Genomic DNA, 24,369 nt, shown 5'->3' on the forward strand with positions numbered 1-24,369 from the left:
GAAGACCTGGTGGCCATTGCGAGGGCCCTACACCCGATCCCTTCCCGAACTCGGCCGTGAAATCCCTCAGCGCCTATGATACTGCACCTCAAGGTGCGGAAAAGTCGGTCGCCGCCAGGTCCCCTAGCCCACTCACAAAAACTCCCACACACCAACATCACATACACCACCGCGGGGTGGAGCAGCCCGGTAGCTCGTCAGGCTCATAACCTGAAGGCCGCAGGTTCAAATCCTGCCCCCGCAACCACTGATACCGACACTCCCGTGAGCCCAACTCCGGGAGTGTTTCTTTTTTCAGCCTTTCCAATGGCTTGCCGCTCGATCCAGCTCAGGATCGTGCCCAGTTCCCCATACAGCATCGCGTCGATCTCGCCCCGGTTCGGGCCGGGTGTCAGCACAACCTTCTCGATCAGCGCCCGCAGTGCCTCGGCAGCTTCCAGCCGTTCCTCAGGGTGGTTGAGGGCGTCGGTCAGGCGTCCGACCTTGCGCGCATAGATCGCTGACGCACTCGGCAGCAGGTCAGGCACATCGTTGGGAACGTCGGAGAGCAGGGTCGCCAGCTCAGCCTTGCGGGCTTCGAGCGTGTCCATCTCCGCCTTCATGCTGGGATGGAACATGCCCTCCTTGATGGCCTCGATGATGCCCCGGATATGCTTCTCGACCTTCACCTGTTCCACCTGCCAGACATCGGCGTTGGAGCGGCGCTCGCGATTGAGGCGATTGGTCTCCTCGGCATAGGCGCGCATCGCTTCGGCCGCGATCTCCGGCGCCATCATCCGGTCCTTGAGACCGGAGAGCACGCGGCGCTCCAGATCGGGACGGGGGATCGTCCGGCTGTTGGCGCAGGAACCATTGGTGACATGGCCTGAGCAGGCGAAGCGGTCGGAACCCCGCAGCGTGTAAGGGCCAGCACACAGGCCGCAGAACAGCAGGCCCGACAGAAGGGATTTCGGGCGGCGGGTGCCGTTGAGCCGGTTCCGCTTGTGGTGGGCGCGAACGGCCTCGGTGACGTTGACGTACTTCTCGGCGATGACGCTCTGGCGGGCCTTGGTCGCCTGCCAGAGCGCGTCATCGACGATCCGCAGATCGGGAACCCCTGTTACCACCCACTCGGATTCCGGATTAAGGCGCGAGACGCGCTTGCCGGTGGATGGGTCTTTGACATAGCGCTGCCGGTTCCAGACCAGGCGTCCGATATACAGCTCGTTGTTGATGATGCCGGTGCCGCGCTTCACATGGCCCCGGATGGTGGTGTCGCTCCACAGCTTGCCCTCGGGACCGGCGATGCCCTGATCGTTCAGGGCTTTGGCAATGGCGCGTGGGCCGATGCCGGCGGCGAAGTCCCGGAAGATGCGGCGGATAATCTCCGCCTGATGCGCGTCGACCTCGCGATCGCCCCGGATCTGTTCGCCCTTTGCGTCGAACTGCCGGACGACGCGATAGCCGTAGCAGAGACCGCCGCCGGATTTGCCGTCCTCAACCCGGCCGCGCAGGCCACGATGGGTCTTGGCCGCAAGGTCTTTCAGGAACAGGGCATTCATCGTGCCCTTGAGACCGACATGCAGTTCGCTGATTTCGCCCTCGGCCAGGGTAACGATCGGCACGCCGGCGAATTTCAGGTGCTTGAACAGGGTGGCGACGTCGGCCTGATCCCGCGAGATGCGGTCCAGCGCCTCGGCCAGAACGATGTCGAAGCGCCCGGCCTGGGCATCCTGCAACAGGGTCTGGATACCGGGACGCAGGATCATGCTGGCGCCAGAGATACCCGCGTCCTTGTAGGCGTTAATGATCTTCCATTTTTCCCGCTTCGCGTGTTCCCGGCAGATGCGGAACTGGTCCTCGATCGAGGCGTCGCGCTGGTTGTCGGACGAGTAGCGGGCATACAGGGCGACGCGGGTCATGGCGGTGTTTCCTATCAGGCGACCTTGTCCATCCGGCTGGGCCGGATCAGCACCTCGGCCGAGATGCCTAGGCCGTCATGCAACTGGCGGATCATATCGATCGAGAGGCCGCGCTTGCGGTTCAGCACATCGGCCACCCGGTTGCGCGGGCCGATCATCGGCTCCAGATCCTTGCGGGTGAGGCCCTGCTGCTCCATGCGGAAGCGGATCGCCTCGACCGGATCGGGTGGGTCGATCGGATGGTGCTTCGCCTCATAGGCGTCGATCAGCGTTGCCAGCACGTCGAGGCGGTCGCCGTCCGGTGTGCCGCTCTTCGTACCCCACAGCCGGCCGACTTCTTCCAGCGCTGCGTCATAATCCGCCTCGTTGCGGATGGGTTTCAGATCAGCCGTCATGCTCCACCTCCGTCACGTCGATCCTGTCATACGCCTTGTGCGTGCCGATCCATTTGATCCAGACGATACTTTTCTCGAAATCGACCGCCACGACCAGACGATAGGCATTGCCCTTGATGTTGAAGACGATCCGCTCGGCACTGACGATGCTGGCCGTGGCATAGAGCCGCTTCACATCGGCAGTGCTCGTCCACGCAGCCCTGCCGACTTCGGCGAACCAGGCATCCAGCGCCGCCTTGACGGCCGGCTGGTCCTTCTGACCCACCAGACTGTCGACGAACTCTCTCAGCGTGCGACGGGCGATGATCCTCATTGACTGACCTTATATCACGGGACCATAATGGTCACAAGAAAAATGCACGACTGCCCGGCGAGGGGGCGTTCGCCGGGGGAAACGCAGCCGGGGAGAGGAAGCTACCGCATGGGGCCGGATCGGTTCTGCCGGGTCTGTTTCCGCTCCAGCGCGCGGGCACGCTCAAACTGCTTGCGGGCGATCTGACGCCCGATCAGGCGGGCGAGGGATCGGACGGCTTCATTGGAGGGGCGAAACGCCTCTTCGGCTGTTTCCGCCTCAGTGGGGTCGAACACCTCGATCCTGATCCTGACGGGTTTGCGTGCCATCCTGTCCACTTTCCCGGTCATGGGGCGACAGGAACGATGAAGGACGGGACAAGGGGATTTGAGAAGACCAGACGCCGGTCAATGCGGTAATCGGCGGTGATCGCGCAGAAAAGGGAGGCATGGCGGAAGTGGAAAAGGTGATCATTTTTCTGGCGATCGGATATGCCATCGGATTCTACGTTCGGGATCGCCGCGCGAAAGAGGCCCTGGCGCAGCAGGCCGCTGTTCGGCAGAAGGAAGACGAACGGCGTCGGCAATACCGACAGGAAAATGACCTGTCCGATCCGCAGAACCAGTTGCGGTTCATTGATGAATGCAGCCTGAAGGCAGTCCCTCCCGTCAATCGGGAAGCCGTGCGCGTGCTCTATGCGATCGATGAATGGATCAAGGATATGCAGCCCGACTGGCGTTTCGCCTTCGAAGTTGCGATGGGTGGCTTCATCAAAACGCCTTATGCCCCGGATGATCCGCGTCAGAAGCGGGCGTTCAAGTCCTACAGTGGCAAGCGCGTCGATTTCCTTCTGATCGATCGTTTTGGTAATCCGGTCCTGGTGGTCGAGTATAACGGTTCCGGTCACGATCTGTCCGGCGACGCTGACGCTCGCATGGCGGTCAAGCGTCTGGCCTTGCAGAAGGCGGGTATCCCGCTGCTCGAAATTCCCGAAAGAATGGGCAAGCTCGACATCCTCGCCGCGCTTTCAGAGAAAGTTGGAGTGCTGGAAACAGAAAAAAGAACAGGCTAAGGGCTCCGCCCTCGCGCCGGCAAGGGTTCGCGTCAGCAGGCTGACGCCGCCCGATGGGGTGTCCCCGATCTTCCTGCGCTACGCTCCGTGCAGACCGGGAGAGACCCCTCCCCATCGGTCGCCCTTGCCGTTGCTACCCCGCTGCTCGCCGCGAGGCAGAGGAACAGCGGGGGCTGTTCCTCGCGGAACAAAGGGCAAAGACCATGACCGGCAACACCATCACGGCGACCGATTTCCGCAATACCATTCTCAATGGCGACAGCGTGGACCTGATGCGGGCAATGCCGCGCAATTCGGTGGATTTCATCCTGACCGACCCGCCTTACCTGGTGAATTATCAGGGCAGGGACGGGCGGAAGGTCCGCAATGACGATAATGCGCGCTGGCTCCGGCCTGCGGTGAATCAGATGCACCGTGTCCTGAAATGGGGCGGTCTTGCCGTCAGTTTTTACGGATGGAATAAGATCGACCTGTTTGCCGACGCCTGGAAAGCCGCCGGGTTCCGCATGGTCGGGCATATCGTGTTTCGCAAGTCATACGCCTCATCTTCGGGTTTTCTGCGCTACGAGCACGAAAGCGCCTATCTATTGGCGAAGGGAAATGCGATGCGGCCCCATCAGCCGGTGCCGGACGTGATCGACATGCCCTACTCGGGGAACAGGCTGCATCCGACGCAAAAGCCCGTCGCGGCGCTGCTTCCGCTGGTGGATACGTTCTGCCCGGCTGGTGGTCTGGTGCTGGACCCGTTTTGCGGTTCGGGTTCGTCGCTGGTGGCGGCGCAGCATCTCGGCCGTGAGTGGCTGGGGATGGAACTCGACGCAGAACATGCGGCAACGGCGACCCGGCGACTGGCCTGGCACGCGGCGAAGAAAATAGCAGCATAGGGATCGAACGCCGCAGGGCCGACAATTCGGTTCTGCGTCTTTCCTTTCTTGGGCCTGTCTGTCCGTACAAATTTGCGCCGATCCGACTTCGCGGATCGGCGACGGGAAGATGGAAAATAAGTGCCGCTCGCCGGGCGCGTGCCCGGCTCGCGGACTATTTTGGTAGCGCGGACGAACGCCATAACATCGTGCGATCGTGTTACGAGATCGACATATCTCCAAACACAGTCTGCACAAAATCTTCCCATTGCGCATCCTGATGTTCCTGCTGCCAGAAGCAGGCGCAAGAGGAAGGGTAACGCGATGCCGATATCAGATTGGCAGTCGCCGGCCGCTTACGAACACGCACAAGACATTGCTGCTGCCGGCATGGCCTGGGAATATCTTCGACGTGACGACGAATATCGTCGCGCGTTCCAGCGAATGAAAACGCTTGCGGCTCCGAAGCCAAGGGGCAGGAAAGCTTTCTCCGAACGATGGGGTTTGCGATTTCCCTGTCGATCCGGCGCAGCCTGCCGGCCGCACGCCTGTCTTCTGGATGCCGGAACTCTCGCCTGACGTGATCGAACTGCGCGAGGCTCTCGCTGACACAGATAACCCGGTCGTCATGCCGATCAACCTCGCGGAATTGCCGGACCTCGTCGTGCGGCTGGATGACGGTGATGCCTGGCATGGTTTCTGGCGGTCCGGCGCATCGGCGCATCAGGTCTGGCTCCCGACACCTCCGGCGGACGGGCGCGCCACCTATGTCATCATCTTGCCGCTCGACAAGCTGCTGGAACTTCGCGCGGAGGCCGTGCTGCGTTTATGGCGCGCGCTGGTTGGCCGGTCTGAGGGCAGGTGGGCTCATGATTTTCCGCAGCAAACGCGGGACCGGCATATCCTGATGCTCCGGGCGTTTGACGGTCGGACGGCTGGCGCGAGTTATCGCAAGCTCGCCGAAGTTTTGCTCGGGTTTGAAGGCAGGAAGGCCGATTGGGAAAACAATCCTCGCAAGAACCAGGTCCGCCGTCTCGTTGCTGATGGTCAGTATTATGTTCGTGGCGGCTATCGTGACTTATTGCGCTATCCGATCCGTCTGTCTGAGCGTTGAGATAAGGCGGGGGACCAGGAAGCTATCATGAGTCCGAACATGACCAAAGAGCCGCAACAGGCCGATAATATTCTGACACGACTCTGTGCGCTTTTCAGCCCAGTATCCAGGAAACGCCTGCCTCAGCGTGAATCGCTGTGGTATCAAAAACGGGCAGATCGGTATCATCCTGCGTGATCAGCATGGTGATTTCCGTGCATCCCAGAATGACGCTGTCGGCTCCTTCTGCTTTCATTTGTTTGATGACATCACGATAATACGCCCGGCTTTCGTCGCGTATGATACCCTGGCAAAGTTCTTCATAGATAATGCGATGAATGCCGATCCGCGCATCCTCATCGGGAATCCTGGCCGTGATCCCGAACAAATCGCGCAGGCGTTTCGTGTAGAATTCGCGTTCCATCGTGAAACGGGTCGCAAGAAGCATGGGGTGTTTGCAGCCGGCGCGTTGCAACACTTCACCGGTTCCGTCCGCGATATGCAGTGCCGGGATCCCCGCCGCCTGTTCGATGGTCTCATGGAGACAGTGCATGGTGTTGCTACAAATCAGCAACGCCTCAGCGCCTGACCGTTTCAAGTGCTGACCGGCCCGGCCTAATTGTTCCGCCAGCGCCGACCAGTCATCTTCACGTTGGCGGTCTGCGATCAGCGCGAAATTCGGTGACCAGAGCAGCAAGGGAGCCGAGTGCAGACCACCCTTTCGCGCCCGGACGCCTTCGTTCATCAGCCGATAATAGATCGCCGTGCTTTCCCAACTCATTCCGCCCAGAAGACCAAGAACGTGCATTTTCTTCTCCCTTTCCCATCCGTGACCGTTACCATCGAAGCCGGGGAACGGGTCTTGAACAAAATGCACATGGCGAAAACGGTCAGAAGGCTTGAGACAGAGAACTGGGTGGTCGAGTTGTGGCCCAAGGCGGCCTACGATGTGCAGGCAACCTCTGATCGCGCTGTGATCGGCTTTGCCTTCGAGGCGCAGCGCGGGGTGGATGCGATCGGAACCGGGAAGGCGCACTCTTTCCTGCGGCGCCCCAATACCTTGTCCTGGGTGCCGAGCACATGTCCGGTGTTTTCCCGCTCGGACGAAGGCGGTGAATACCTCGTCCTGCGCGGTATGCCGACCATCATGATAGGGCATCGGGATGCCAGAGAGCGACCGTTGAACGGAATTGTCGACCCGGACGCCGTGGCAGCCGCCTGTTCATTGCGGCGCAGGCTGCTCTCCGGGACACAGAAAATCGCATCGGAGCCGGATATCCTCGCCGCCGTCCTCCTCCATCAGTTTACTTCAGGAAGGGTTGCTGCTCCGTGGATCACGGCGGCTCGTCTGGCCGCGATCGATAGGTTGATCGACCGTCACATGGGTGAACGGCTGGAGGTTGCTCGACTGGCGGCGGAGCTTGAATTGTCCGTTGGATTTCTGGTGCGGGCTTTCCGGCAAAGCCTCGGCGTAACGCCGCATCGCTATCTCATGGAACGACGCCTGGCCCGCGCTAGAGAGCTTCTGGACGCCCGGTGTCCTATTGCGGACACCGCCACGGAATGCGGGTTCGCCGATCAGGCGCATCTGACACGCTATATGAAGCGTTCCGTCGGCGTCACTCCCGCGTTCTACGGTCGTATGGCAAAATGAGACGGCGATATCCAAGACGCTCGCCTTTGGTTCATTTTCGCCTCACTTTTGACTGCCGCACAGATATTTTTTTTCGGATAAAAATATTGCTATAAAAAATCAATGTCACACTTGTTACAATGAGGATTTTGTTGTGCGTAATAATCAAACCAATACTTTATTTGGAGTTGAAATTCAAAGACCTCTTGAAGAAGAAAACATAAAAGAAATTTTTAAAATTATAAAGGATATTATTAAAAATAAGGTCGAATCAGAAGATTCGGATATTGATCAATTAATGCATGAAATGGATAGTACTATTAAAGATTTTATTGAGCAACTTGATGAAGTTGAATTTGAAAAATTTATCGAAATAATGGAAGGCGAAATGTCGGCAGGAGTTGAAGATTCAAATGAAGATACCATAAGCATAATGGACTCTGAAGAGACTAAATGGAGTTTCTATATTCGCTTTAAGATATCAAAACCACTTGGAGTGGATCAAGATTCAATAGTATTTTTAGATAGATTTACTATCGTATCCGACTCAAATGAATCACTGAAGGGATCTACGATCCTAAAATTGAAGAGCTCGGATAATTTAATTTATCGGGAAATCGTCGATGTTTCTAAGAAAGTTGAGCAGGCTTTGATTTTAGCTTTTGCTGAATCTGGGATAGGTATCTCTTATCCTGAGCATCTGGCTTCTGAAGTAATTGTTGAAAAGTTAAGAAGGGAATTAGAAAGTGTTTTTATTGGACGGCACATTGATATTTATGAAAAACATTGTACAATTCCGCTAATTAACTTTAGTGATAAATTCGGAGTTGTTCTATTTCCATCTGGAACTTTTCAGTATAACAGTATGACTAAAATGGAAAGCGATACTTTTGATGTCGAAGAATTTACACTTTCATTTGATAAAAATTACAATAAATTTGAGGATGTTTTTATTTATGATAATAAATTTAAAAAGTTAGAAACTGCCATATCTATACTTACGGCATCTCTATTCGACGATCTTCTCATAAATAAAATAATTTTATCAATGACTGCTATTGAAGTTTTATCCGAAAAAATAAAACGCTCGGATAATGAAATTGAGGCGTTAAATTATTTAAAAAAAGAATTAAGTGAAGCCGATCTTGATGAAAACGTCAAAAAATCTATCACTCAAGGTGTATTATCAAATGAGTTTCAGTCTATTGGAAAAAATTGTGGAATTTTAGTTAAAAACCTTCTGGGAAAGAAAGAGGTTGATCCGTTTTATAAACTATATAATTATAGATCACAGTTAGTGCATGGGGGTTCTATTTCCGATGATAAAAAAACAATGTACAAAATTCATATGGAGGCATACCTTTTTTCTAAAAGGATAATTCTATCTTATATAGAAAGTATTTCTAACATAAAAAAAGACGAATAATAGCAGTATAAAAATATTATTGTTTGATTTATGATTTTAGATTCTTCCATTGTGGAGATGGCTTCTTTCGGTTTTCTCCTCCCGATAGCTGACTGTCATTTCCTTTCCACATAAGCACCTCCTATCGGGGTGTCGGAATCAATCCCATTTCATTCCGGCACTCTCCACGCCGCCGATCCTCCGCCACGGTTCGCCATGGCCCGCTGTCGTGACCGGCAGCCGCCGAACCCAACCGGAGGCCCGATCATGCTCGATCCCAAGACGGGGTTGCCGCCCCGTTTCCTGCGCACGCCCGACGCGGCGCGCTTCCTCGGTATTTCCATCCGCACGCTGGAAAAGCACCGTACCTATGGCACAGGCCCGACCTATCGGAAGATCGGCGGCCGCATCGTCTACGCCCTCCCAGATCTTCAGGGCTGGGTCGAGAATGGTGTCCGCAGGTCTACCACCGATGAGACTCCCTGCCGTGTCTTCCCAGCCCGCCCGCTGACTCCGGCCGAAAAGGCGACTCTCTGAATGGCCGGCGTCATACCGCAGCGCGGCCAGCACGGGAGGGAGAGCGAGCGGCTGCGCCTCGATCCCTTCGTGATCGCGGGTGGGGATGCCAGCCCCCGCGACCAGCGCGACCTTATGGAGCGCCCGTTCTTCTCGCTTTCCAAGGTGAAGCGGGTCGCCCCGATCCTCTACGAGGCCGGCGGTCAGCGGGTCGAGATTCACGGCCTGGCCGAGCACGGCATGGCAACCATCTGGGATGCCGACGTGCTGATCTGGGCCGCTTCGCAGATCGTCGAGGCCGAGAATGACGGCCTCAGGACGTCCCGCTTCCTGCGCTTCACCCCATACCAGCTTCTGACGGCCGTTGGCCGTGCCACGGGCGCACGGGAATACCGGCTGCTCAAGGCCGCGTTCGCCCGGCTACAATCGACCGTGATCCGCACCACGATCCGCAATGGCGAGCATTGGCGCCGGCACCAGTTCTCCTGGATCAACGAATGGGAGGAACGGACCACCCGCGACGGCCGTGTCGAGGGCATGGAGTGCGTCCTGCCCGACTGGTTCTATCGCGGCGTCATCGACCGCTCGTTGGTCCTGACCATCGACCCGGCCTATTTCCGCCTGACGGGCGGCATCGAACGCTGGCTCTACCGCGTCGCCCGTAAACATGCCGGGCATCAGCCGCAGGGCTGGCTGTTCGAGATCGCCCATCTTCACGAGAAATCCGGCAGCCTGGCGCGTGTCTCCGATTTCGCGCTCGACCTGCGGCGCATCGCCGTCCGCCAGTCGCTTCCCGGTTATCACCTCGCGATCCGACGCGAGGGGCGGCGGAACCTGCTGCATATTCGTCCCGCCAACTTATCCACAGTGCCTGTGGATGACGCTGTGGGCGGACACGGGATTTCGGGCGCAGGGACTATCGGGACTTCGGGCGCATCACTATCGGGATTTCAGGCGCACGAACCTCAGTTAAGTCTTTGGCCTAAAACGCGGAATCGCGCTCCTAACTTAGAGTCTAACTTAGACTCTAACTTTTTGATGTTGGGGCGACCGGATACCGACCGTGGTGCCGGTGCCGCCGACCGGCCGGGCGATCCGCACGCGTGTGGTCTTTCTCCCATGCCGGGAGACGGGCCATGACCCGCGCCACAACGTCTCGTGCGTGGGGCCACGCCCTGCCGTTTGCACGCGATCCACTGACCCATGTGGAGCTGACCCACATCGACAAGCGTGTCGAGAACTGGATCAGGTTCGGTCATGAGGCTCAGGAACAGATCCTCGACCGACGCCGTCGTATCTTCTCCTTCCGGCCTGGCAGCGTTTTCGCCTTTGTCCGCTGGGTGGCCAACGATTTCGGCACGATCGCATCGCGCATCGACATCCTGAGCGCCGTGGCACCGGGAGAACCTTGCCAGATTGTGCCCTTTGTCCGTCCGGGCGGTGAAATCCTGCTGCGGGTTGTAGGCTGGCCGAAGGTCGAGCAGGTGCTCCGCCATATCGACGGGGTGGAACAGGCCGGCATCGACGCCTGCGCGGTCGCGCCCGATCACTGGCGGCATGTCGGCAACCGGCTGAACGCGGGTGAGCAGCCGCGCGTCTACACGATGGCGCGTCATCGGGCCTGGCTCAGGCGGCGGGAGATCAGGTCATGACCCGCTTCGGCTATGTCATGGCGACGTATCTTGCTGCGATGGGCGTCGCCGTCGCGTCCATCGTCCCGGTGAAGCTGCTCTGGAACGCCTCCGCCAGCACGCCCCTCGGCCTCTACGACCTTACAGCGCCGAACAGGCTGAAGGCCGGCGATCTGGTCGCCGTCAGGCCACCGAAACCGCTGGCGGATTTCATGGTCGGGCGGGGCTATATCGGCCGGGGTGTGCCGCTGCTCAAGCCTATCGCGGCGCTGCCGGGGCAACAGGTGTGCCGTGTTGGCCGCATTGTCACCGTGGATGGTGTGCGGCTGGGTGAAGCGCAGGACCGCGACCGGCGTAGGCGCGTATTGCCGGTCTGGCAGGGCTGCCGCCGCATCGCACCGGATCAGCTTTTCCTCATGAACCCGTCCGTTCGCGACAGTCTGGACGGGCGCTATTTCGGTCCGCTTCCGCGCAGCACCGTGATCGGTCGGGCGACGCCGCTCTACACCGACGCGCGCGGCGACGGTCATTTCGTCTGGCACGGCCTATATGCTGACAGGCCGACGCCGTCTCTTCCCAACATCGCTATGGAGACTTCCCATGCCGCAGATCGGTAGCTTCACGCGCGACAAGACCGGTTTTGCCGGACGCATCCAGACCTTCCTCGGTTCTCATGAGATCGTCATCATGCCGGCCGAGAAATCGGACTCCGACAACGCACCCGATTATCGCATCCATCGCGATGACGAGGACGGCCCCGAGATTGGTGCCGGCTGGAAACGTAATGGCGAACGCGCTGGCGATTACGTTGCCCTGCTGATCGACGATCCCCTCCTGCCGCAGCCGTTGCGCGCCAATCTGTTCCGTGATGGCGGCAATGGCGGTCTCTGGTCGCTGCACTGGAGCCGCCCCCACAAGCGTGACGGACGGGACTGACACCATGCGCAGTCAGACCCGGATTACGTGTCTGCTGTTGACGGGCTGCCTCGTTGTCATGGCGCCGGTTGTTGTGTTGGCGCAGACACTCGACATCCCGTATGCCGCCGAGATCGCTGAGGCTGCACGGCGTTTCGACATTCCGACGATCTGGATCAGGGCCGTCATGGGGGCCGAGAGTGCTGGCGATCCGGGCGCCGTTTCGTCAGCGGGCGCGATGGGACTGATGCAGATCATGCCCGGCACATGGGCCGATTTGCGCCTCCGCTATCATCTTGGCCGCGATCCCTACGATCCGCGCGACAACATTCTGGCGGGCGCGGCCTATCTCCGCGAACTGCATGACCGCTACGGTTCGCCGGGTTTTCTCGCCGCCTATAATGCCGGTCCCGCACGCTATGAGGCGTCTCTGGCAGGGCGTCCATTGCCATTGGAAACGCGTGCCTACGTCGCTGCCGTTGCGCCGATCATCGGAGGTGGCGGCGATGCTCCCGTTATGATCGCGGCGGCCGATCGGTTTGCCTGGACCCGTGCGCCGCTCTTCATCGTGCAGTCGGATCGCAATGCGGCGGGTGCGTCTGGGCGCGATATGCCGGGGATCATGCCGCGAGCGGATGGCCTGTTCGTGGCGCATGGCGGCATGGGAGCGCGGCCATGATGACAGGGCGAGGGGCAGGGGGTGGAGAGGCGGAAAGAGGACAGAAAAGGGAGCGCAAGATTAAAGCGGACGGCACTCCATGGGTCCGATCCGCAGGGCAAGCCCTTGTCTGCACATTGTTTTGGGTGGCACCCCCTTTGAGGGGGTATGGTGCCGCCACAGGCGGCAAAGTCAGTTTCCGCCCCGGTTTTCGCGGCACTCTTGCCTGTTTGTGGCCGTTTCGGGCGGATCAGCGGCCATGAGCGCGGGCGACGACAACCGCTTCCGCCCGAGGCCTGGCCGTATCCGCGCCGACACGCCGAAGGTCGGTCGTGTCAGGAGTTTCCTGACCAGGGTGCGCACGGTCACGCGCCAGCAACAGGCGGCGACCGGCGCGAGCGGACGCCCTCGAGGTGGCGGGCCTAGCCATGCGCCGAGGGGGCAGGGAAGCATCGCGTCCGGACGTGGTGTGCGGCGTGGACGCGGGGCGACGTTCGTGCGCGCCCGGAACCTCTCGAATGGCTGGAGCCATCGGCGACCGGGTAGCCGCCGCGTCGTCGTCAAATCCCGCTCCGTCCGTGCCGCCGGGCGGAATGGCAAGGCCGCTGCCCATCTCCGTTACATCCAGCGCGACGGCACCGCCCGCGACGGTGAACGGGGCCGGCTCTATTCGGGGATCGAAGACCGTGCCGATGGTGATGCGTTTCTCGATCGTGGGCGCGACGACCGCCATCAGTTCCGGTTCATCGTCTCGCCGGAGGATGCCGGGAATCTCGCCGACCTGACGGGCTACACCGGCGACCTGATGGCGCAGGTTGAAGCCGATCTTGGCACGAAGCTCGATTGGGTGGCCGTCAACCACCATAATACCGGCCATCCGCATGTGCATGTCGTCGTCAACGGCCGTGACGAACTGGGCGAGGATCTGGTCATCAACGGCGATTATCTCGCCAACGGCATCCGCGAACGGGCGAGCGAACTGGTGACGCTGGAACTCGGCCCTGTCACCGAGATCGAGCAGCGCCGCAAGCTGGTCGCCGAAATCGACCAGGATCGTTTTACCCGTATCGACCGGGCGATGCTCGCGGAAGCTAATGACCGCTTTCTCGACTTGCGTCACGAGCCTGATGATCCGCGCGGCCAGGCGGATCGGACGCTTCGGCTGCGCCGTCTTGGCAAGCTGGGCGATATGGGCCTCGCCACGGAACATGCGCCGGGCGTGTGGGAATTGAGCGAGGGGTTGGAGCCGACGCTGCGCGAGATGGGCGAGCGCGGCGACATCATCCGCACGATGCAGAAGGCACTCCGGGCGGAGGGCGCCGAGCGCGACCCGATGAGCTTCGCGATCCATGATGCAGCACCTGCGACGCCGATCGTCGGTCGCGTCATCGACAAGCATCTGTCGGACGAACTGGGCGAAGAACTGACGCTGGTGGTCGATGGCATTGACGGGCGGACGCATCATGTTGCCGGCATGGACGCCGCCCGTGTCGCGGAAGCACGGATTGGCAGCATCGTCGAGATTGGGCCGCCTGATGGCACCGGGCGTCCCTCCGATCGCGCGATTGTTGGCATCGCCGAGGAGGGTGTCTACCGGCTGAGCCGTCATCTCGAACAGGCCCGGTTCGAGGGGCGCGTGCCGGGCGGCGACTATGACGGTTTCGTCGCCTCCCATGTTCGACGGTTGGAGGCCTTGCGTCGGGCCGGTATCGTCGAGCGGATCGACGCCGACCAGTGGCGTATCCCTGATGATTTCACCACCCGTGCTGCTGCCCACGATGCAGGACGGGGCGATAGGGCCAATATCCGTGTCCTTTCGACCTTTGACCTGGATAGACAGATCGGCGCAGATGGCGCGACCTGGCTCGACCGGCGGCTGGTCGGAGGTGTTGTGTCCGATCTGGTGCCTGCCGGTTTCGGGGAACAGGTGCGCGAGGCGATGGAGCGACGGTGGGATAGATTGATCGAGCAGGGGGATGCGGTCCGCCGACCGGATGGGCGTGTGAGTTACCGACGCAACCTGCTTGCGACGCTTCAGGAGCGGGAGGTCGCTCGTATTGGGGCAGACCTGGCCGCAACGAAGCACATGCAGTTTCGGGGCGCTGCTGATGGCGAGACGGTCAGCGGTACGTTTACCGGCACCGCTCAGCTATCGAGCGGGAAGTTCGCCATTGTCGAGAAGTCCCATGAGTTCACGCTGGTCCCGTGGCGGCCTGTGATAGAGCGCCGACTTGGCCAAGAGGTGACAGGCATAATGCAGGGTGCATCGGTATCGTGGCAGTTGGGGCGAAATAGAGGGCTTGAATTGTAACGGATTCAGCAGGGGTTGTTAAAGCTTGGATTTGACGATTGTGCCTCTTTAATAAGCCAATTTGCAAAAATCTGAGTTGAGCCGCCACTTAATCTGATCGGTTCTGGCAGGATCAGACAGAATGTCTTGGAAACCAAATTTCCCTCAGGCCAAGGCGCGATCAGACGACCGTCCGCCAGTTCTCTTTCGACATAGAGGCGCGGCACGAGTGCAACGCCAAGGCCGGCCAATGCAGCCTCGATCAGCATTATATGTAAATCGTAACGGGCACCGATCGCGGGGTTCGTCAGTGTGATCCCGGTTTCCCGTGCATATCGTTGCCAGGCGTCCGGGTTTTGCCGTCGATGCAGGCGCGGCAAATCATCCAGTGTCGTCGCCCCATCCCTGTCCAAAAGCGTGGGATGGCAAACGGGCACCAGCACTTCATTCAGCAGGTGGTGTGTCCGCATTCCCGTCCAGGCCGGATGGTCGAAATGGATCGCGGCGTCGAAACCGCTGCCGGCAAGGACAAAGGGTTCCATCCGCTCTGCGAGATGTACTGTGACGTTTGGATGTAGTTCTCGAAACCGTCCCAATCGGGGAATGAGCCACCGCGTTGCGAAAGTCGGGATGGCGGCGATATCGAGGCTCGCGCCATCGCTGGGTTGCCCCATCAGCACCTGACTGTCTCGTTCCAAGCGGTCGAGTGTCTCGCGAACTTGAGCGGCATAACGCTCTCCGTTCGGTAAAAGCCGAACACGATTTCCGATGCGCTCGAATAGTATGACGTCGAGGAAGGCCTCGAGCCGGGCGATCTGACGGCTGATCGCTCCTTCGGTCAGGGCTAGTTCATCCGCTGCGCGGGCAAAACTGCCATGACGAGCGGCAGATTCGAAGGCCATGAGCGCGGAGTTACTTGGTATCTTGCGGCGCATGAGCGGTTCCCGGCTCATTGATTCATTTCTTTGGTCAATCCCGCCGTGACATTAGGTCACTGAAGGATGATCCAATATCGATATATGTGCTGAGATTATCCGATTACCATGACAAACAATCAACCAGAGATGTGGTCAGGCCATGTTAACGGTTCCGGTCAAGGGATGTCAGATGATCTACACGGTGGAATGCAGTTTTGCCGATCCGCGCAGCGAAGCGGAATGGAACGACTTCTACAGCTTGGACAAGTTGCCGGCTTTGGTTTCGGTCAGCGGCTTTCATACGTCCCAGCGTTTCAAGGCGTTGCGCGAAGGTTGCCCTGTCTATCTTGCCATGCACTCGGTTGACGGTCTCGATGTCCTGACAAGTGAAGAGTATCGTCAGAAGGGCGGTGGCAATTTCGCGCGGTGGCAGCCCCACATTACCGACTGGCATCGCAATCTTTACGCTGGTCTTGATCGCACTCCCTCCGTCGGGCCTGACGAGATTCTGGCGATGAGCGAGAAAGGCCCGGAATCCTTGATCCGCTTGGGCTTCGCCTTCAACGCACTGCAAGCGGTCGCGTTGGAAAAATTCCCAGAATATCGATGGCTCGCCAGGCTGAAGCGGTCCCAGACGTTCGAGGCTCTGCCGAAGGATATTCATCTCTATGAGCCGATGACCGCACAGTTGGTCAATTCCGAAGATGCCGTCCCCGGAAAGCCTCGGCAGGCCAGCGATGCCTAACGTCACGCTTTTTATATCGCAGGACAAAATGCCGTCGGAAGAGACACTTACGACGCTCACTCAGGAATGCACAGCGCTTTGCACGGACCTCCTGGGGGCAGCATTGGACAAGGTACATATCATCTACGTCGCCGTCCGGCACGGTCGTGGACATCCGGTTTTTGCCGAAATTCAATTTCGGCTGGAAGTGTTTCGAACAGCTTCTGTCATGGAAAAGTTCATGGAGGAAATCGGTGACAGCATAAAGCGCAATACGGACCTTTCCGCCCGTATTCGCTGCTTTGGATATCCGACCGAAAACATTCACGCCCGCAACTGAATGACTGCCAGGCAGAGAACTCAGGAGAGAATAATGTCGGCTACACAATTCCCCTTCCAGCAGGTCGGAGATTTCACGATCACGGCGATCAGCGATGGCAATCTGAGCGCCAGCCTGGATCTCCTCTCGAATATCGAGCCCCCGGATGCCGCGCGGATGGAAGATGAAGCGGGGGTGAAGGACACCTCCGCCATTCATATAAACTGCTATCTGGTACGCGGGGGTGGTCGCACGGTCCTGATTGACGCTGGGGCTGGTGGTTTCAAGCAGTGGGGAGGCCTTTTGGCGTCCAATCTTCCACAGGCCGGAGTGCAGCCTTCCGGGGTCGACACGATTCTGCTGACGCATGCTCATCCAGATCATGTTGCTGGGCTTTTGGATAAAAACGGGGAGGCCGTCTTTCCGAATGCCGAGCTGGTCGTCCATAAGCGAGAAATCGAGTTCTGGCAGGATGACGGCAATCTGAGCCGCGCAAGCGAGCGGGCGCGTGGGAATTTTCTCATGGCGCGTCAAATATTCGAGAATTATCGAGACAGGTTACGTCTTTTTGAAGGAGGCGAGGTGTCCCCCGGCCTGACGGCTGCGCCGCTTCCGGGACATACGGCGGGGCATACTGGCTATCGCCTTGAATCCGGCGGTCGAAACCTTCTGATCTGGGGGGACATCGTTCATTTCCCAGAGATTCAGATTCCACGTCCGGATGTGTCGATCGCTTTCGACCTGGATCCAATTCTCGCAGCTGAGACACGGGCACGACTGCTTGACCTCGTTAGTTCTGAACGGTTGCTGATCGCTGGAATGCATCTTCGCGCACGTGGTTTTGGACGCATTGAGCGAAAAGGTCAGAGTTACAGCCTTGTCTATGAGGATGAATAAAAGAAGGAAAAGGTAAATGTTGTTCTCAAAGCTCGGCTCCACTGGCCTTGATATTTCGCGTCTCTGCTTGGGGTGTATGACTTTCGGAGAACCGGATGCCGGCGTTCATAATTGGACGATTGGCGAAGCTGATAGTCGACAGATTGTCAGGCGAGCAGTCGAGTGTGGGATCAATTTTTTCGATACTGCGAATAGCTACTCAGCCGGCACCTCTGAAGTGATCGTTGGTAAGCTTCTTAAGGAATATACCCGTCGAGACGAAGTAGTTATCGCCACAAAGGTCTTTTTTCCTGAACGGATGCTGGAAGGGAATGCTGCTCCTAATCGCAAGGGTCTCTCGCGCAAAGCGATCATGACCGAGATCGATGCCAGCCTGACGCGCCTTGGAACCGATTATGTCGATCTCTATCAGATCCACCATTGGGATTATGGAACGCCGATCGAAGAGACGATGGAGGCGCTTCATGATATCGTAAAGGCCGGCAAGGCCCGATACATCGGTGCTTCATCAATGTTCGCATGGCAATTCGCTAAAGCGCAGGAGACGGCGCGCCTCAACGGATGGACGCGCTTCGTCACCATGCAGAATTATCTTAATTTGCTCTATCGGGAAGAAGAACGCGAAATGATTCCGCTGTGCGCGGATCAGGGCGTGGGAATCCTGCCGTGGAGTCCATTGGCGCGTGGGCGGTTGGCACGCCCCGTTGGCGAGCAGACGAAGCGGAGCGAAAGCGATGCTTTCGGCCAGACGCTTTTCGCCGCGACGGAAGAGGCAGATAACGCAGTAATCAGCGCCGTAGAACGTGTCGCTGCTGCGCGTAGCATACCGATGGCACAGGTGTCTCTTGCTTGGGTTCTGGCTAAGCAGGAAGTGTCAGCTCCAATCGTTGGTGCCTCTAAATCACCTCATCTCGACGATGCTATAGCCGCCTTGGAGATCATGTTGAGCAGTGACGAGGTTGCGGCATTGGAGATGAATTACTTGCCGCATCCTGTTGCTGGATTTGAATAGATAGATCTGATTTCCAAGGAGACCATTGTGACATGCGTCGAACGCGGCACGTTCCGGAGATCAGGGGAGTTGCAGGCGGCAGGATACCGTTGATTTCACTTGTCCAGATGCTGGTGCTTGCCGAGCATCTGAACTTCCATCACGCCGCAAATGCACTCGGTGTTGCTCAATCGAGCGTCAGCACCCGAATCAAGGCGCTGGAAGAGACGTTGGGTCTTACCCTATTTGAGCGGCGTTATCGCGGCGTCCGGCTGACTGAGGCCGGGCGCCGCTTCGTTGCGGAGGTTTCGGCCGGTATCGAGCAGATCGACCATGCTGTCAGGACGGCAGGCGCGATTGCCGACGGCACGGTCGGGCGCCTTGCGATCGGGCTGAACGGTTCGATCGCGACGGGATTTCTCGCCGATCTGCGTCGGCGCTATCGCGCAGCCCACCCGGCAATCGAGCAGAGCATCATCGAAGGACCATCGTCACATACTCTCGCCATGATCCGCGAGGGCAAACTCGACGTGGCCTTTATCATCAATGTCGCCAATGTGCCTGATTGCCATAGCCTACATCTCTGGAACGAGGCGCTGGTGATCGCTCTTCCTGCCCCGCATCCGCTTGCGACCTTGGAATTCCTTGCTTGGGCTGACCTTGCGACGGAGAATTTCCTTGTCCGGTCAGGTGGCGCCGGGCCGCAGGTCTTCGAACATATCGTCCGGCGCGTGGCCGAACATGGACGATCGCCGCGCCTTCAGCGGCGCGAGGTCGGGCGGGACACGTTGATGCATATGGTTGCCGCAGGAGAAGGGATCACGCTGACCCACGAAGCAGGGAGCCATATGCCATTTCCCGGCGTCGTCTTCCGTCCGATCGACGACGAGAAGGAACACGCCCGGTTCAGCGCGGTCTGGTCGCCTCAGAACCGCAGCCCCGCGCTGCGTAATCTTCTGGTTCTCGCCACACATATGAGTCGTGTGGATGGTTTGACCATGCGGGGTCAAACCATGTCATCATCGTTGCCAGTCAAGATATCGGGACATTACGAAACGGGCGGCGAACGCTTATAAAACTATGAAGCGCCGGTCTGTAAAAATGACCTGTTGCCAGGAGGAAAATCCCAATGACCCTCGAAACCTTCCGTCATATCTACGGCCTTGATGACAGCCCGTCACCGCTCGACCGGTCGGTGCTGGTCCTGATCGACATCCAGCGCGAATATCGTGACGGGCGAGTACCGCTCGCCAATGTCGATGCGGCGGCGGATGAGGCCGGGCGGCTTCTCGATCTCGCGCGGCGCAAGGGCGTGCCGGTCATCCATATCGCCCATGACGCGGGACCAGGTGCTCCCGCCTTTGCCAGCGATGGTCCATATCGCGATTTCTTGCCCCAGGTGACGCCTCGCGAAGGGGAGACGGTTCTGTTCAAGACCCATGCGAATGCGTTTATCGGCACCGGGCTTTCGGACCGGATCAAGGAGACCGGTCGGAACGAGGTCATCATCGCCGGTGATACGGTGGGTGTCTGCGTGTCCACCACGGCCCGCGCGGCGGCGGAGGAATACGGCCTGCGCGTGACCCTGGTGGCGGACGCCATTGCAGCACGCGACGTCGCCGATCCGCTGGGTGGAACGATCGCGGCCGAAACCGTGCGTCGCGTTGCCCTGGCCGAACTTGCGGATATGTTCGCCGTCATCGTGAAAGACAGCGCCGCATGGAAAGAGTGAGGGCGTCTTTTTTCCTCAGCCGGTCAGCGCGGGTTGGCCGGGACAGCTTTCAATAGCGCGCCCGGTTCCACGTCCAGTGCCTCTGCAATCTTGCCCAGGATCGTAACGCTTGCCGACACGTCCGCGCGTTCGATCGCCCCGACATAGCGGGTGCTCAGGCCGGCACGATCGGCCAGTTCCTCTTGCGTCATGTCCCTGTCATGACGCATCCGACGCAGGTTGATCGCCATGACCTCCTTGAGGTCCATGCCATCATCGAGACCTATGTCGGAACGATCGTTCCAGGAATGATCGTTCCTATTCCTCCCGGCCCGTGGTATTCTCCCCGTCCGGTGGAGACTTTTTCGTGCCGTGTGCGAGACGGACGAGAAGATCCGCGCAGGAAACGCCAAGGGCGGCTGTTATGTCAGCGAACTCGATGACATCGATTCGGCGCTCGCCATTCTCATATTTGGCGACGAAGGATTGCGGTTTGCCAAGTGCAGCGGCCAGTTCCGCCTGCGTCATACCCCCGGTCTTGCGGGCTTCTGTAAGAAGCGATTGCAGCAAAAGCTGCCGGGGTGTGCGCAGGGATTTCTTCATGCGGAACAGCTCTCCGACGGGCAGGGAGCCGTTCCGATAATCCTGATTTAGGATTATCCCATTTTAGGATATAATTGACTGCAATCCTGCTGGAGGGCTGTCGGATGACAGCAAGACCCGAACTGGACCCCGATGTCGATGACCTGGCCCCGACCGTGCCGGAGATCACGACCTACGACGAAGTGCATTTCATCACCTATCTCCGCCTGCTCGATGCCGAGGCGGATCGGGCCGACTGGGCGGAGGTGGCGCGGATCGTGCTACATCGTGATCCGGCGGACGCCGAACGTACGCGCACCTGCTGGGAAAGCCATCTTGCCCGTGCGCAATGGATGACGAAAATCGGTTATCGGAAGATTCTCGAACAGGCCGTGATCGACGCCCGCGCAACCCGGCACTGACCGTCCTTTTTCTACGCCATGGTATCCGGCGATACGATCGCGACTCATTACATATTGCCTGTCGCTGGGTCGCCCCTTCTCTGATCGGTTTCAATCCCCAAGCCGATTGGAGCCCCGATGTCCGGAAGCCGTGTCCTGTGGGGGCAGGTCGCCCTCGTTCTGCTGATCGTCTTCGTCGCCATCTGGAGTGCCACGGAGTGGACGGCCTGGCGTCTCAGCTTTCAACCTCAGCTCGGCACTCCCTGGTTCATGGTGGCGGGCTGGCCGTTCTACGATCCGCCGGCCTTCTTCTGGTGGTGGTATTTCTACGACGCCTATGCGCCGTCGATCTTCGTGACGGGCGGATATATCGCCTCGTCCGGTGGAATTATTGGCAGCGTCGTTGCCATCGCCCTGTCGATCCTTCGGGCACGGGACGCCCGCAACGTCGCCACGTATGGTTCGGCACGCTGGGCAGATGTTGGTGAGGTGAAGGAAGCCGGGCTACTCGACCCCGACGGCGTGGTGCTGGGCCGGTGGGATCGGGACTATCTCCGGCATAACGGCCCCGAGCATGTTCTATGCTTTGCGCCGACTCGTTCGGGCAAAGGTGTCGGGCTGGTCGTGCCAACGCTGCTGACCTGGCCGGGCTCGGCCATCGTCCATGACATCAAGGGCGAGAACTGGGGGCTGACCGCCGGATTTCGTGCCCGGCACGGGCGCGTGCTGCTGTTCGACCCGACCGATCCGGCATCCTCGCCCTACAACCCGCTGCTGGAGGTCAGGCGTGGTGACAGGGAGGTGCGCGACGTCCAGAACATCGCCGATATCCTCGTCGATCCCGAAGGTGCGCTGGACCGGCGCAACCATTGGGAGAAGACCTCCCACTCCCTACTGGTGGGTGCGATCCTGCATGTCCTCTATGCCGAGCCGGACAAGACGCTGGCTGGTGTCGCCAATTTCCTCTCCGATCCGAAGCGGCCGGTGGAGGCGACGCTGCGTGCGATGATGTCCACGCCGCATCTCGGCAAGGCGGGCGTGCATCCCGTCATCGCCTCATCGGCGCGGGAACTGCTGAACAAGAGCGACAACGAGCGGTCGGGAGTGCTGTCCACCGCCATGTCGTTCCTGGGCCTCTATCGCGATCCGGTGGTGGCAAAGGTGACGGCACGATGCGACTGGCGCATCGCGGATCTCGTGTCCGGCAGCCAGCCCGCCAGTCTCTACCTTGTCGTGCCGCCGTCCGATATCGCCCGCACCAAGCCGCTGATTCGCTTGATCCTGAACCAGATCGGCCGACGGCTGACGGAGGATCTGCACGTTTCCGCCCATCGGCACCGGCTGCTGCTGATGCTCGATGAGTTTCCCGCCCTCGGCCGTCTCGATTTCTTTGAATCCGCCCTGGCCTTCATGGCGGGTTACGGGATTAAATCCTTTCTGATCGCACAGAGTCTGAACCAGATCGAAAAAGCCTACGGCGCGAACAACAGTATTCTCGACAACTGTCATGTCCGCGTCGCGTTTGCCACCAACGACGAGCGCACCGCCCGGCGTGTGTCGGATGCCCTCGGCACAGCGACCGAAATGCGTGATTCCACCAATTATGCCGGTCACCGGCTATCGCCCTGGCTCGGGCATCTCATGGTATCGCGACAGGAAACGGCACGCCCGCTGCTTACCCCCGGTGAGGTGATGCAGCTTCCGCCGACCGATGAACTCTTACTGATCGCGGGTGTGGCACCCGTTCGCGCGAAAAAGGCCCGCTATTACGAAGACGCGCGGTTCATGGAGCGTGTTCTGCCACCGCCCGCGACAGGGATGAAACGCCCGTCGGCACCTCCGACCGATGACTGGTCGGCGCTGGAGACAGGGGCTCCATCAGGAGGGCCAGCACCGGATGGCAGCACGGGCGCTGATGGTGATTCCGCCAATGCCGGCATCCGCCGCGAACCGGAATTACCGGAACATGAGGACGTCGTGCCCCCCGAACGTTCGGGCGTGCAGGAGTTCGATGTGCTCGACGACGAGCCGGATGACGATGCCGCCAAAGCGCGGGCCATACGCCAGCAAGCTCGTTTCGTTGCGCGGCAAGCGACGATGGACCCGGCTGATGGCCTCGACCTGTGAGGATGCCCATGTCGAGCAAGACCCGCATGAATGTGTATTTCGAGCCCGAGCTTCTGAAACAGGCGGAAGCGCTGGCGCTGCGGCGCAACGTCTCGAAGTCGGCGGTGATTGAGGCCGCTGTCGCTTCCTTTCTCTCGGCTGACGCATCGGAGCGACTGGAGGCGGTGTTCGCCCGCCGTATGGACAGGATCGATCGCCAGATCGGCGGGATGGACGAAGACCTCGCCATTATGGGCGAGACGCTGGCACTGTTCATCCGCTTCTGGCTGACCGTCACCCCGCCATTGCCTGACAGTGCCCAAGCATCTGCCAGGGCGAAAGGTGTCGAGCGGTTCGAGGGGTTCCTGCAATCGCTAGGGCGGAAACTGGCGACGGGAGATCGGTTTCTCAGGGAGTTGTCGCGTGATATAGATACTCGCCGTGATGGAAATAGTGGATAGGATGGAAAATATTCAATATTTTTCTAGGATATATTGTAGAAGAATATGTATTCGTATTCGACCATCAGAAAGGTAATAAAATGCCAACTTTATATGATAGACATGATGTTCATGAGGAATTGAGAATCAGGGAGGAACTCGTCGAAATCATTAAAAATGCCTTTGAAGGCCAATCTCAGGAAATTTATACATATTTAGAAAAATTATCATCTACTAATAATTTGGATTGTGATGATCCTGCTTTGACATTTCCTTACAAAAAGTGTGCAATGTCTGGATCAACAAACATTCAGGTTTATGTTGTTCTGCATCCCAATGAAGCATCTTATAATCGCGCAATGCATTTTGACGTGAGAATATCTGATGCCACCTATATTCTTCATGCATCGCTTATCGCTGAATCTGCCCAAGAGGCTTCTTCTTGGTTGTTTGTTAAGCCTTGCACTGGATATTGTAGTGACAGAACGAAATCATTGGCAGAATTGACTAGCTTATCGAAAAAAACACTAACTTTCTCGGGCTGTCCATAAAATACTATGATGAGTTTTGTGATAATATCTAGGCCTTCTAAAAATTTGCTTTAATGAATTTTTAAT

At 58.6% G+C, this 24,369-nt stretch carries 32 protein-coding genes, 1 tRNA gene and 1 rRNA gene; 25 read left to right on the forward strand and 9 right to left on the reverse strand.

Annotation, left to right across the window (positions count from 1 at the left end):
- The first annotated feature begins 5 nt into the window (after nt 1-5).
- Both rrf and KP702_RS08410 read left to right on the forward strand, forming a co-directional pair.
- Nucleotides 6-120: ribosomal RNA gene (gene rrf / locus KP702_RS08405) — 5S ribosomal RNA — on the forward strand.
- A gap of 50 nt (nt 121-170) precedes the next feature.
- Nucleotides 171-247, forward strand: a tRNA-Met gene (locus KP702_RS08410).
- Here KP702_RS08410 and KP702_RS08415 read toward each other — a convergent pair.
- From KP702_RS08415 to KP702_RS08430, 4 genes are all read right to left on the reverse strand, one after another.
- Nucleotides 204-1,901, reverse strand: a complete 1,698-nt coding sequence (locus KP702_RS08415; protein ID WP_215768827.1) for a recombinase family protein — start codon at nt 1,899-1,901, stop codon at nt 204-206. The genes KP702_RS08410 and KP702_RS08415 overlap by 44 nt on opposite strands.
- Before the next feature lie 14 nt (nt 1,902-1,915).
- Nucleotides 1,916-2,296, reverse strand: a complete 381-nt coding sequence (locus KP702_RS08420; RefSeq protein WP_202208593.1) for a type II toxin-antitoxin system HigA family antitoxin — start codon at nt 2,294-2,296, stop codon at nt 1,916-1,918.
- Nucleotides 2,286-2,609: a type II toxin-antitoxin system HigB family toxin gene (locus KP702_RS08425; RefSeq protein WP_007283918.1), complete on the reverse strand. Its 324-nt coding sequence runs from the start codon at nt 2,607-2,609 to the stop codon at nt 2,286-2,288. The genes KP702_RS08420 and KP702_RS08425 overlap by 11 nt, the downstream gene beginning before the upstream one ends.
- A 101-nt stretch (nt 2,610-2,710) precedes the next feature.
- Nucleotides 2,711-2,938, reverse strand: a complete 228-nt coding sequence (locus tag KP702_RS08430) for a hypothetical protein (protein ID WP_202208592.1) — start codon at nt 2,936-2,938, stop codon at nt 2,711-2,713.
- 98 nt (nt 2,939-3,036) lie between these two features.
- On the opposite strand from KP702_RS08430, the gene KP702_RS08435 reads away from it, so the two are divergent.
- From KP702_RS08435 to KP702_RS08445, 4 genes are all read left to right on the forward strand, one after another.
- On the forward strand, nt 3,037-3,660 hold the full coding sequence (locus KP702_RS08435) for a DUF2726 domain-containing protein (protein ID WP_237390101.1): 624 nt from the start codon (nt 3,037-3,039) through the stop codon (nt 3,658-3,660).
- 203 nt (nt 3,661-3,863) lie between these two features.
- Nucleotides 3,864-4,544, forward strand: a complete 681-nt coding sequence (locus KP702_RS08440) for a DNA methyltransferase (RefSeq protein ID WP_202208591.1) — start codon at nt 3,864-3,866, stop codon at nt 4,542-4,544.
- 369 nt (nt 4,545-4,913) lie between these two features.
- On the forward strand, nt 4,914-5,102 hold the full coding sequence (locus tag KP702_RS16525) for a transcriptional regulator domain-containing protein (protein ID WP_373687838.1): 189 nt from the start codon (nt 4,914-4,916) through the stop codon (nt 5,100-5,102).
- 49 nt (nt 5,103-5,151) lie between these two features.
- Nucleotides 5,152-5,637, forward strand: a complete 486-nt coding sequence (locus tag KP702_RS08445) for a DUF2285 domain-containing protein (RefSeq protein ID WP_373687839.1) — start codon at nt 5,152-5,154, stop codon at nt 5,635-5,637.
- A gap of 94 nt (nt 5,638-5,731) precedes the next feature.
- Here the strand turns inward: KP702_RS08445 and KP702_RS08450 are convergent, their stop codons facing one another.
- Nucleotides 5,732-6,424, reverse strand: a complete 693-nt coding sequence (locus KP702_RS08450) for an aspartate/glutamate racemase family protein (RefSeq protein ID WP_202208590.1) — start codon at nt 6,422-6,424, stop codon at nt 5,732-5,734.
- On the opposite strand from KP702_RS08450, the gene KP702_RS16530 reads away from it, so the two are divergent.
- The 8 genes from KP702_RS16530 (at nt 6,419) to KP702_RS08490 (ending at nt 12,395) form a co-directional block, all read left to right on the forward strand.
- The gene (locus KP702_RS16530; protein ID WP_215768779.1) at nt 6,419-7,270 is read left to right on the forward strand and encodes an AraC family transcriptional regulator; all 852 of its coding nucleotides are present in this window, start codon (nt 6,419-6,421) and stop codon (nt 7,268-7,270) included. The genes KP702_RS08450 and KP702_RS16530 overlap by 6 nt on opposite strands.
- A 133-nt stretch (nt 7,271-7,403) precedes the next feature.
- The gene (locus KP702_RS16535; RefSeq protein WP_215768780.1) at nt 7,404-8,675 is read left to right on the forward strand and encodes a HEPN domain-containing protein; all 1,272 of its coding nucleotides are present in this window, start codon (nt 7,404-7,406) and stop codon (nt 8,673-8,675) included.
- A 246-nt stretch (nt 8,676-8,921) separates the two neighbouring features.
- On the forward strand, nt 8,922-9,191 hold the full coding sequence (locus KP702_RS08465) for an AlpA family transcriptional regulator (protein ID WP_019086238.1): 270 nt from the start codon (nt 8,922-8,924) through the stop codon (nt 9,189-9,191).
- Nucleotides 9,192-10,310, forward strand: coding sequence for a replication initiator protein A (locus KP702_RS08470; RefSeq protein WP_202208587.1), 1,119 nt, complete (start codon nt 9,192-9,194; stop codon nt 10,308-10,310).
- Nucleotides 10,307-10,822: a DUF2840 domain-containing protein gene (locus KP702_RS08475; protein WP_202208586.1), complete on the forward strand. Its 516-nt coding sequence runs from the start codon at nt 10,307-10,309 to the stop codon at nt 10,820-10,822. Before KP702_RS08470 ends, KP702_RS08475 begins: the two co-directional genes overlap by 4 nt.
- The gene (locus KP702_RS08480; protein WP_202208585.1) at nt 10,819-11,418 is read left to right on the forward strand and encodes a S26 family signal peptidase; all 600 of its coding nucleotides are present in this window, start codon (nt 10,819-10,821) and stop codon (nt 11,416-11,418) included. The genes KP702_RS08475 and KP702_RS08480 overlap by 4 nt, the downstream gene beginning before the upstream one ends.
- Nucleotides 11,402-11,737, forward strand: coding sequence for a DUF736 domain-containing protein (locus KP702_RS08485; RefSeq protein ID WP_202208584.1), 336 nt, complete (start codon nt 11,402-11,404; stop codon nt 11,735-11,737). The genes KP702_RS08480 and KP702_RS08485 overlap by 17 nt, the downstream gene beginning before the upstream one ends.
- A 4-nt stretch (nt 11,738-11,741) precedes the next feature.
- Complete coding sequence (locus KP702_RS08490; protein WP_215768781.1) at nt 11,742-12,395, forward strand: lytic transglycosylase domain-containing protein; 654 nt, start codon at nt 11,742-11,744, stop codon at nt 12,393-12,395.
- A 229-nt stretch (nt 12,396-12,624) separates the two neighbouring features.
- Here KP702_RS08490 and KP702_RS16540 read toward each other — a convergent pair whose 3' ends face one another.
- Nucleotides 12,625-12,906, reverse strand: a complete 282-nt coding sequence (locus KP702_RS16540; protein ID WP_373687837.1) for a hypothetical protein — start codon at nt 12,904-12,906, stop codon at nt 12,625-12,627.
- Between the two features lie 546 nt (nt 12,907-13,452).
- Here KP702_RS16540 and KP702_RS16545 point away from each other — a divergent pair.
- Entirely contained in the window at nt 13,453-14,685 is a 1,233-nt protein-coding gene (locus KP702_RS16545) for a DUF3363 domain-containing protein (RefSeq protein WP_373687840.1), read from the forward strand.
- Between the two features lie 5 nt (nt 14,686-14,690).
- Here KP702_RS16545 and KP702_RS08500 read toward each other — a convergent pair whose 3' ends face one another.
- Nucleotides 14,691-15,617 carry a LysR substrate-binding domain-containing protein gene (locus KP702_RS08500; RefSeq protein WP_237390070.1) on the reverse strand — a complete coding sequence of 309 codons (927 nt, stop codon included), beginning with the start codon at nt 15,615-15,617 and terminating at the stop codon, nt 14,691-14,693.
- A gap of 124 nt (nt 15,618-15,741) precedes the next feature.
- Between KP702_RS08500 and KP702_RS08505 the strand changes: the two genes are divergently transcribed.
- Genes KP702_RS08505 through KP702_RS08530 form a run of 6 tightly spaced genes read left to right on the forward strand, consistent with a single transcriptional unit; the run spans nt 15,742 to nt 20,244 of the window.
- A complete protein-coding gene (locus KP702_RS08505) occupies nt 15,742-16,326 on the forward strand; it encodes a sugar ABC transporter (protein ID WP_252348630.1) in 585 nt (194 codons plus the stop codon).
- A 28-nt stretch (nt 16,327-16,354) separates the two neighbouring features.
- A complete protein-coding gene (locus tag KP702_RS08510) occupies nt 16,355-16,645 on the forward strand; it encodes a hypothetical protein (protein ID WP_231948159.1) in 291 nt (96 codons plus the stop codon).
- A gap of 33 nt (nt 16,646-16,678) precedes the next feature.
- Nucleotides 16,679-17,521: an MBL fold metallo-hydrolase gene (locus tag KP702_RS08515; RefSeq protein ID WP_202208376.1), complete on the forward strand. Its 843-nt coding sequence runs from the start codon at nt 16,679-16,681 to the stop codon at nt 17,519-17,521.
- Nucleotides 17,522-17,537: 16 nt separating this feature from the next.
- Nucleotides 17,538-18,533 carry an aldo/keto reductase gene (locus KP702_RS08520; RefSeq protein ID WP_202208375.1) on the forward strand — a complete coding sequence of 332 codons (996 nt, stop codon included), beginning with the start codon at nt 17,538-17,540 and terminating at the stop codon, nt 18,531-18,533.
- A 32-nt stretch (nt 18,534-18,565) separates the two neighbouring features.
- Nucleotides 18,566-19,588, forward strand: a complete 1,023-nt coding sequence (locus KP702_RS08525) for a LysR family transcriptional regulator (RefSeq protein ID WP_202208374.1) — start codon at nt 18,566-18,568, stop codon at nt 19,586-19,588.
- 53 nt (nt 19,589-19,641) lie between these two features.
- The gene (locus KP702_RS08530; RefSeq protein WP_202208373.1) at nt 19,642-20,244 is read left to right on the forward strand and encodes an isochorismatase family protein; all 603 of its coding nucleotides are present in this window, start codon (nt 19,642-19,644) and stop codon (nt 20,242-20,244) included.
- Nucleotides 20,245-20,267: 23 nt separating this feature from the next.
- Here the strand turns inward: KP702_RS08530 and KP702_RS08535 are convergent, their stop codons facing one another.
- Complete coding sequence (locus tag KP702_RS08535) at nt 20,268-20,474, reverse strand: helix-turn-helix domain-containing protein (RefSeq protein WP_237390069.1); 207 nt, start codon at nt 20,472-20,474, stop codon at nt 20,268-20,270.
- 67 nt (nt 20,475-20,541) lie between these two features.
- Entirely contained in the window at nt 20,542-20,826 is a 285-nt protein-coding gene (locus KP702_RS08540) for a helix-turn-helix domain-containing protein (protein ID WP_202208371.1), read from the reverse strand.
- A gap of 104 nt (nt 20,827-20,930) precedes the next feature.
- Between KP702_RS08540 and KP702_RS08545 the strand changes: the two genes are divergently transcribed.
- The 4 genes from KP702_RS08545 to KP702_RS08560 all read left to right on the forward strand — a co-directional run bounded on the left by KP702_RS08545 (nt 20,931) and on the right by KP702_RS08560 (nt 24,303).
- A complete protein-coding gene (locus KP702_RS08545; RefSeq protein ID WP_061471202.1) occupies nt 20,931-21,227 on the forward strand; it encodes a DUF2285 domain-containing protein in 297 nt (98 codons plus the stop codon).
- 117 nt (nt 21,228-21,344) lie between these two features.
- On the forward strand, nt 21,345-23,333 hold the full coding sequence (locus KP702_RS08550; RefSeq protein ID WP_202208370.1) for a conjugal transfer protein TraG: 1,989 nt from the start codon (nt 21,345-21,347) through the stop codon (nt 23,331-23,333).
- Between the two features lie 8 nt (nt 23,334-23,341).
- A complete protein-coding gene (locus KP702_RS08555; protein WP_215768783.1) occupies nt 23,342-23,773 on the forward strand; it encodes a CopG family transcriptional regulator in 432 nt (143 codons plus the stop codon).
- Between the two features lie 80 nt (nt 23,774-23,853).
- Complete coding sequence (locus KP702_RS08560) at nt 23,854-24,303, forward strand: hypothetical protein (protein WP_202208367.1); 450 nt, start codon at nt 23,854-23,856, stop codon at nt 24,301-24,303.
- Nucleotides 24,304-24,369: the final 66 nt, after the last annotated feature.

The organism is Gluconobacter sp. P5B12 (assembly GCF_018812035.1).
Classification (GTDB): Bacteria; Pseudomonadota; Alphaproteobacteria; order Acetobacterales; family Acetobacteraceae; genus Gluconobacter.

What these genes read in the sequence shown, in the direction of transcription:
- KP702_RS08415 (WP_215768827.1), bottom strand. Translation starts at nt 1,901, where the DNA reads ATGACCCGCGTCGCCCTGTATGCCCGCTACTCGTCCGACAACCAGCGC.
- KP702_RS08420 (WP_202208593.1), bottom strand. Translation starts at nt 2,296, where the DNA reads ATGACGGCTGATCTGAAACCCATCCGCAACGAGGCGGATTATGACGCA.
- KP702_RS08425 (WP_007283918.1), bottom strand. Translation starts at nt 2,609, where the DNA reads ATGAGGATCATCGCCCGTCGCACGCTGAGAGAGTTCGTCGACAGTCTG.
- KP702_RS08430 (WP_202208592.1), bottom strand. Translation starts at nt 2,938, where the DNA reads ATGACCGGGAAAGTGGACAGGATGGCACGCAAACCCGTCAGGATCAGG.
- KP702_RS08435 (WP_237390101.1), top strand. Translation starts at nt 3,037, where the DNA reads ATGGCGGAAGTGGAAAAGGTGATCATTTTTCTGGCGATCGGATATGCC.
- KP702_RS08440 (WP_202208591.1), top strand. Translation starts at nt 3,864, where the DNA reads ATGACCGGCAACACCATCACGGCGACCGATTTCCGCAATACCATTCTC.
- KP702_RS16525 (WP_373687838.1), top strand. Translation starts at nt 4,914, where the DNA reads ATGGCCTGGGAATATCTTCGACGTGACGACGAATATCGTCGCGCGTTC.
- KP702_RS08445 (WP_373687839.1), top strand. Translation starts at nt 5,152, where the DNA reads ATGCCGATCAACCTCGCGGAATTGCCGGACCTCGTCGTGCGGCTGGAT.
- KP702_RS08450 (WP_202208590.1), bottom strand. Translation starts at nt 6,424, where the DNA reads ATGCACGTTCTTGGTCTTCTGGGCGGAATGAGTTGGGAAAGCACGGCG.
- KP702_RS08465 (WP_019086238.1), top strand. Translation starts at nt 8,922, where the DNA reads ATGCTCGATCCCAAGACGGGGTTGCCGCCCCGTTTCCTGCGCACGCCC.
- KP702_RS08470 (WP_202208587.1), top strand. Translation starts at nt 9,192, where the DNA reads ATGGCCGGCGTCATACCGCAGCGCGGCCAGCACGGGAGGGAGAGCGAG.
- KP702_RS08475 (WP_202208586.1), top strand. Translation starts at nt 10,307, where the DNA reads ATGACCCGCGCCACAACGTCTCGTGCGTGGGGCCACGCCCTGCCGTTT.
- KP702_RS08480 (WP_202208585.1), top strand. Translation starts at nt 10,819, where the DNA reads ATGACCCGCTTCGGCTATGTCATGGCGACGTATCTTGCTGCGATGGGC.
- KP702_RS08485 (WP_202208584.1), top strand. Translation starts at nt 11,402, where the DNA reads ATGCCGCAGATCGGTAGCTTCACGCGCGACAAGACCGGTTTTGCCGGA.
- KP702_RS08490 (WP_215768781.1), top strand. Translation starts at nt 11,742, where the DNA reads ATGCGCAGTCAGACCCGGATTACGTGTCTGCTGTTGACGGGCTGCCTC.
- KP702_RS16540 (WP_373687837.1), bottom strand. Translation starts at nt 12,906, where the DNA reads ATGGCTCCAGCCATTCGAGAGGTTCCGGGCGCGCACGAACGTCGCCCC.
- KP702_RS16545 (WP_373687840.1), top strand. Translation starts at nt 13,453, where the DNA reads ATGCTCGCGGAAGCTAATGACCGCTTTCTCGACTTGCGTCACGAGCCT.
- KP702_RS08500 (WP_237390070.1), bottom strand. Translation starts at nt 15,617, where the DNA reads ATGAGCCGGGAACCGCTCATGCGCCGCAAGATACCAAGTAACTCCGCG.
- KP702_RS08505 (WP_252348630.1), top strand. Translation starts at nt 15,742, where the DNA reads ATGTTAACGGTTCCGGTCAAGGGATGTCAGATGATCTACACGGTGGAA.
- KP702_RS08510 (WP_231948159.1), top strand. Translation starts at nt 16,355, where the DNA reads ATGCCGTCGGAAGAGACACTTACGACGCTCACTCAGGAATGCACAGCG.
- KP702_RS08515 (WP_202208376.1), top strand. Translation starts at nt 16,679, where the DNA reads ATGTCGGCTACACAATTCCCCTTCCAGCAGGTCGGAGATTTCACGATC.
- KP702_RS08520 (WP_202208375.1), top strand. Translation starts at nt 17,538, where the DNA reads ATGTTGTTCTCAAAGCTCGGCTCCACTGGCCTTGATATTTCGCGTCTC.
- KP702_RS08525 (WP_202208374.1), top strand. Translation starts at nt 18,566, where the DNA reads ATGCGTCGAACGCGGCACGTTCCGGAGATCAGGGGAGTTGCAGGCGGC.
- KP702_RS08530 (WP_202208373.1), top strand. Translation starts at nt 19,642, where the DNA reads ATGACCCTCGAAACCTTCCGTCATATCTACGGCCTTGATGACAGCCCG.
- KP702_RS08535 (WP_237390069.1), bottom strand. Translation starts at nt 20,474, where the DNA reads ATGGCGATCAACCTGCGTCGGATGCGTCATGACAGGGACATGACGCAA.
- KP702_RS08540 (WP_202208371.1), bottom strand. Translation starts at nt 20,826, where the DNA reads ATGAAGAAATCCCTGCGCACACCCCGGCAGCTTTTGCTGCAATCGCTT.
- KP702_RS08545 (WP_061471202.1), top strand. Translation starts at nt 20,931, where the DNA reads ATGACAGCAAGACCCGAACTGGACCCCGATGTCGATGACCTGGCCCCG.
- KP702_RS08550 (WP_202208370.1), top strand. Translation starts at nt 21,345, where the DNA reads ATGTCCGGAAGCCGTGTCCTGTGGGGGCAGGTCGCCCTCGTTCTGCTG.
- KP702_RS08555 (WP_215768783.1), top strand. Translation starts at nt 23,342, where the DNA reads ATGTCGAGCAAGACCCGCATGAATGTGTATTTCGAGCCCGAGCTTCTG.
- KP702_RS08560 (WP_202208367.1), top strand. Translation starts at nt 23,854, where the DNA reads ATGCCAACTTTATATGATAGACATGATGTTCATGAGGAATTGAGAATC.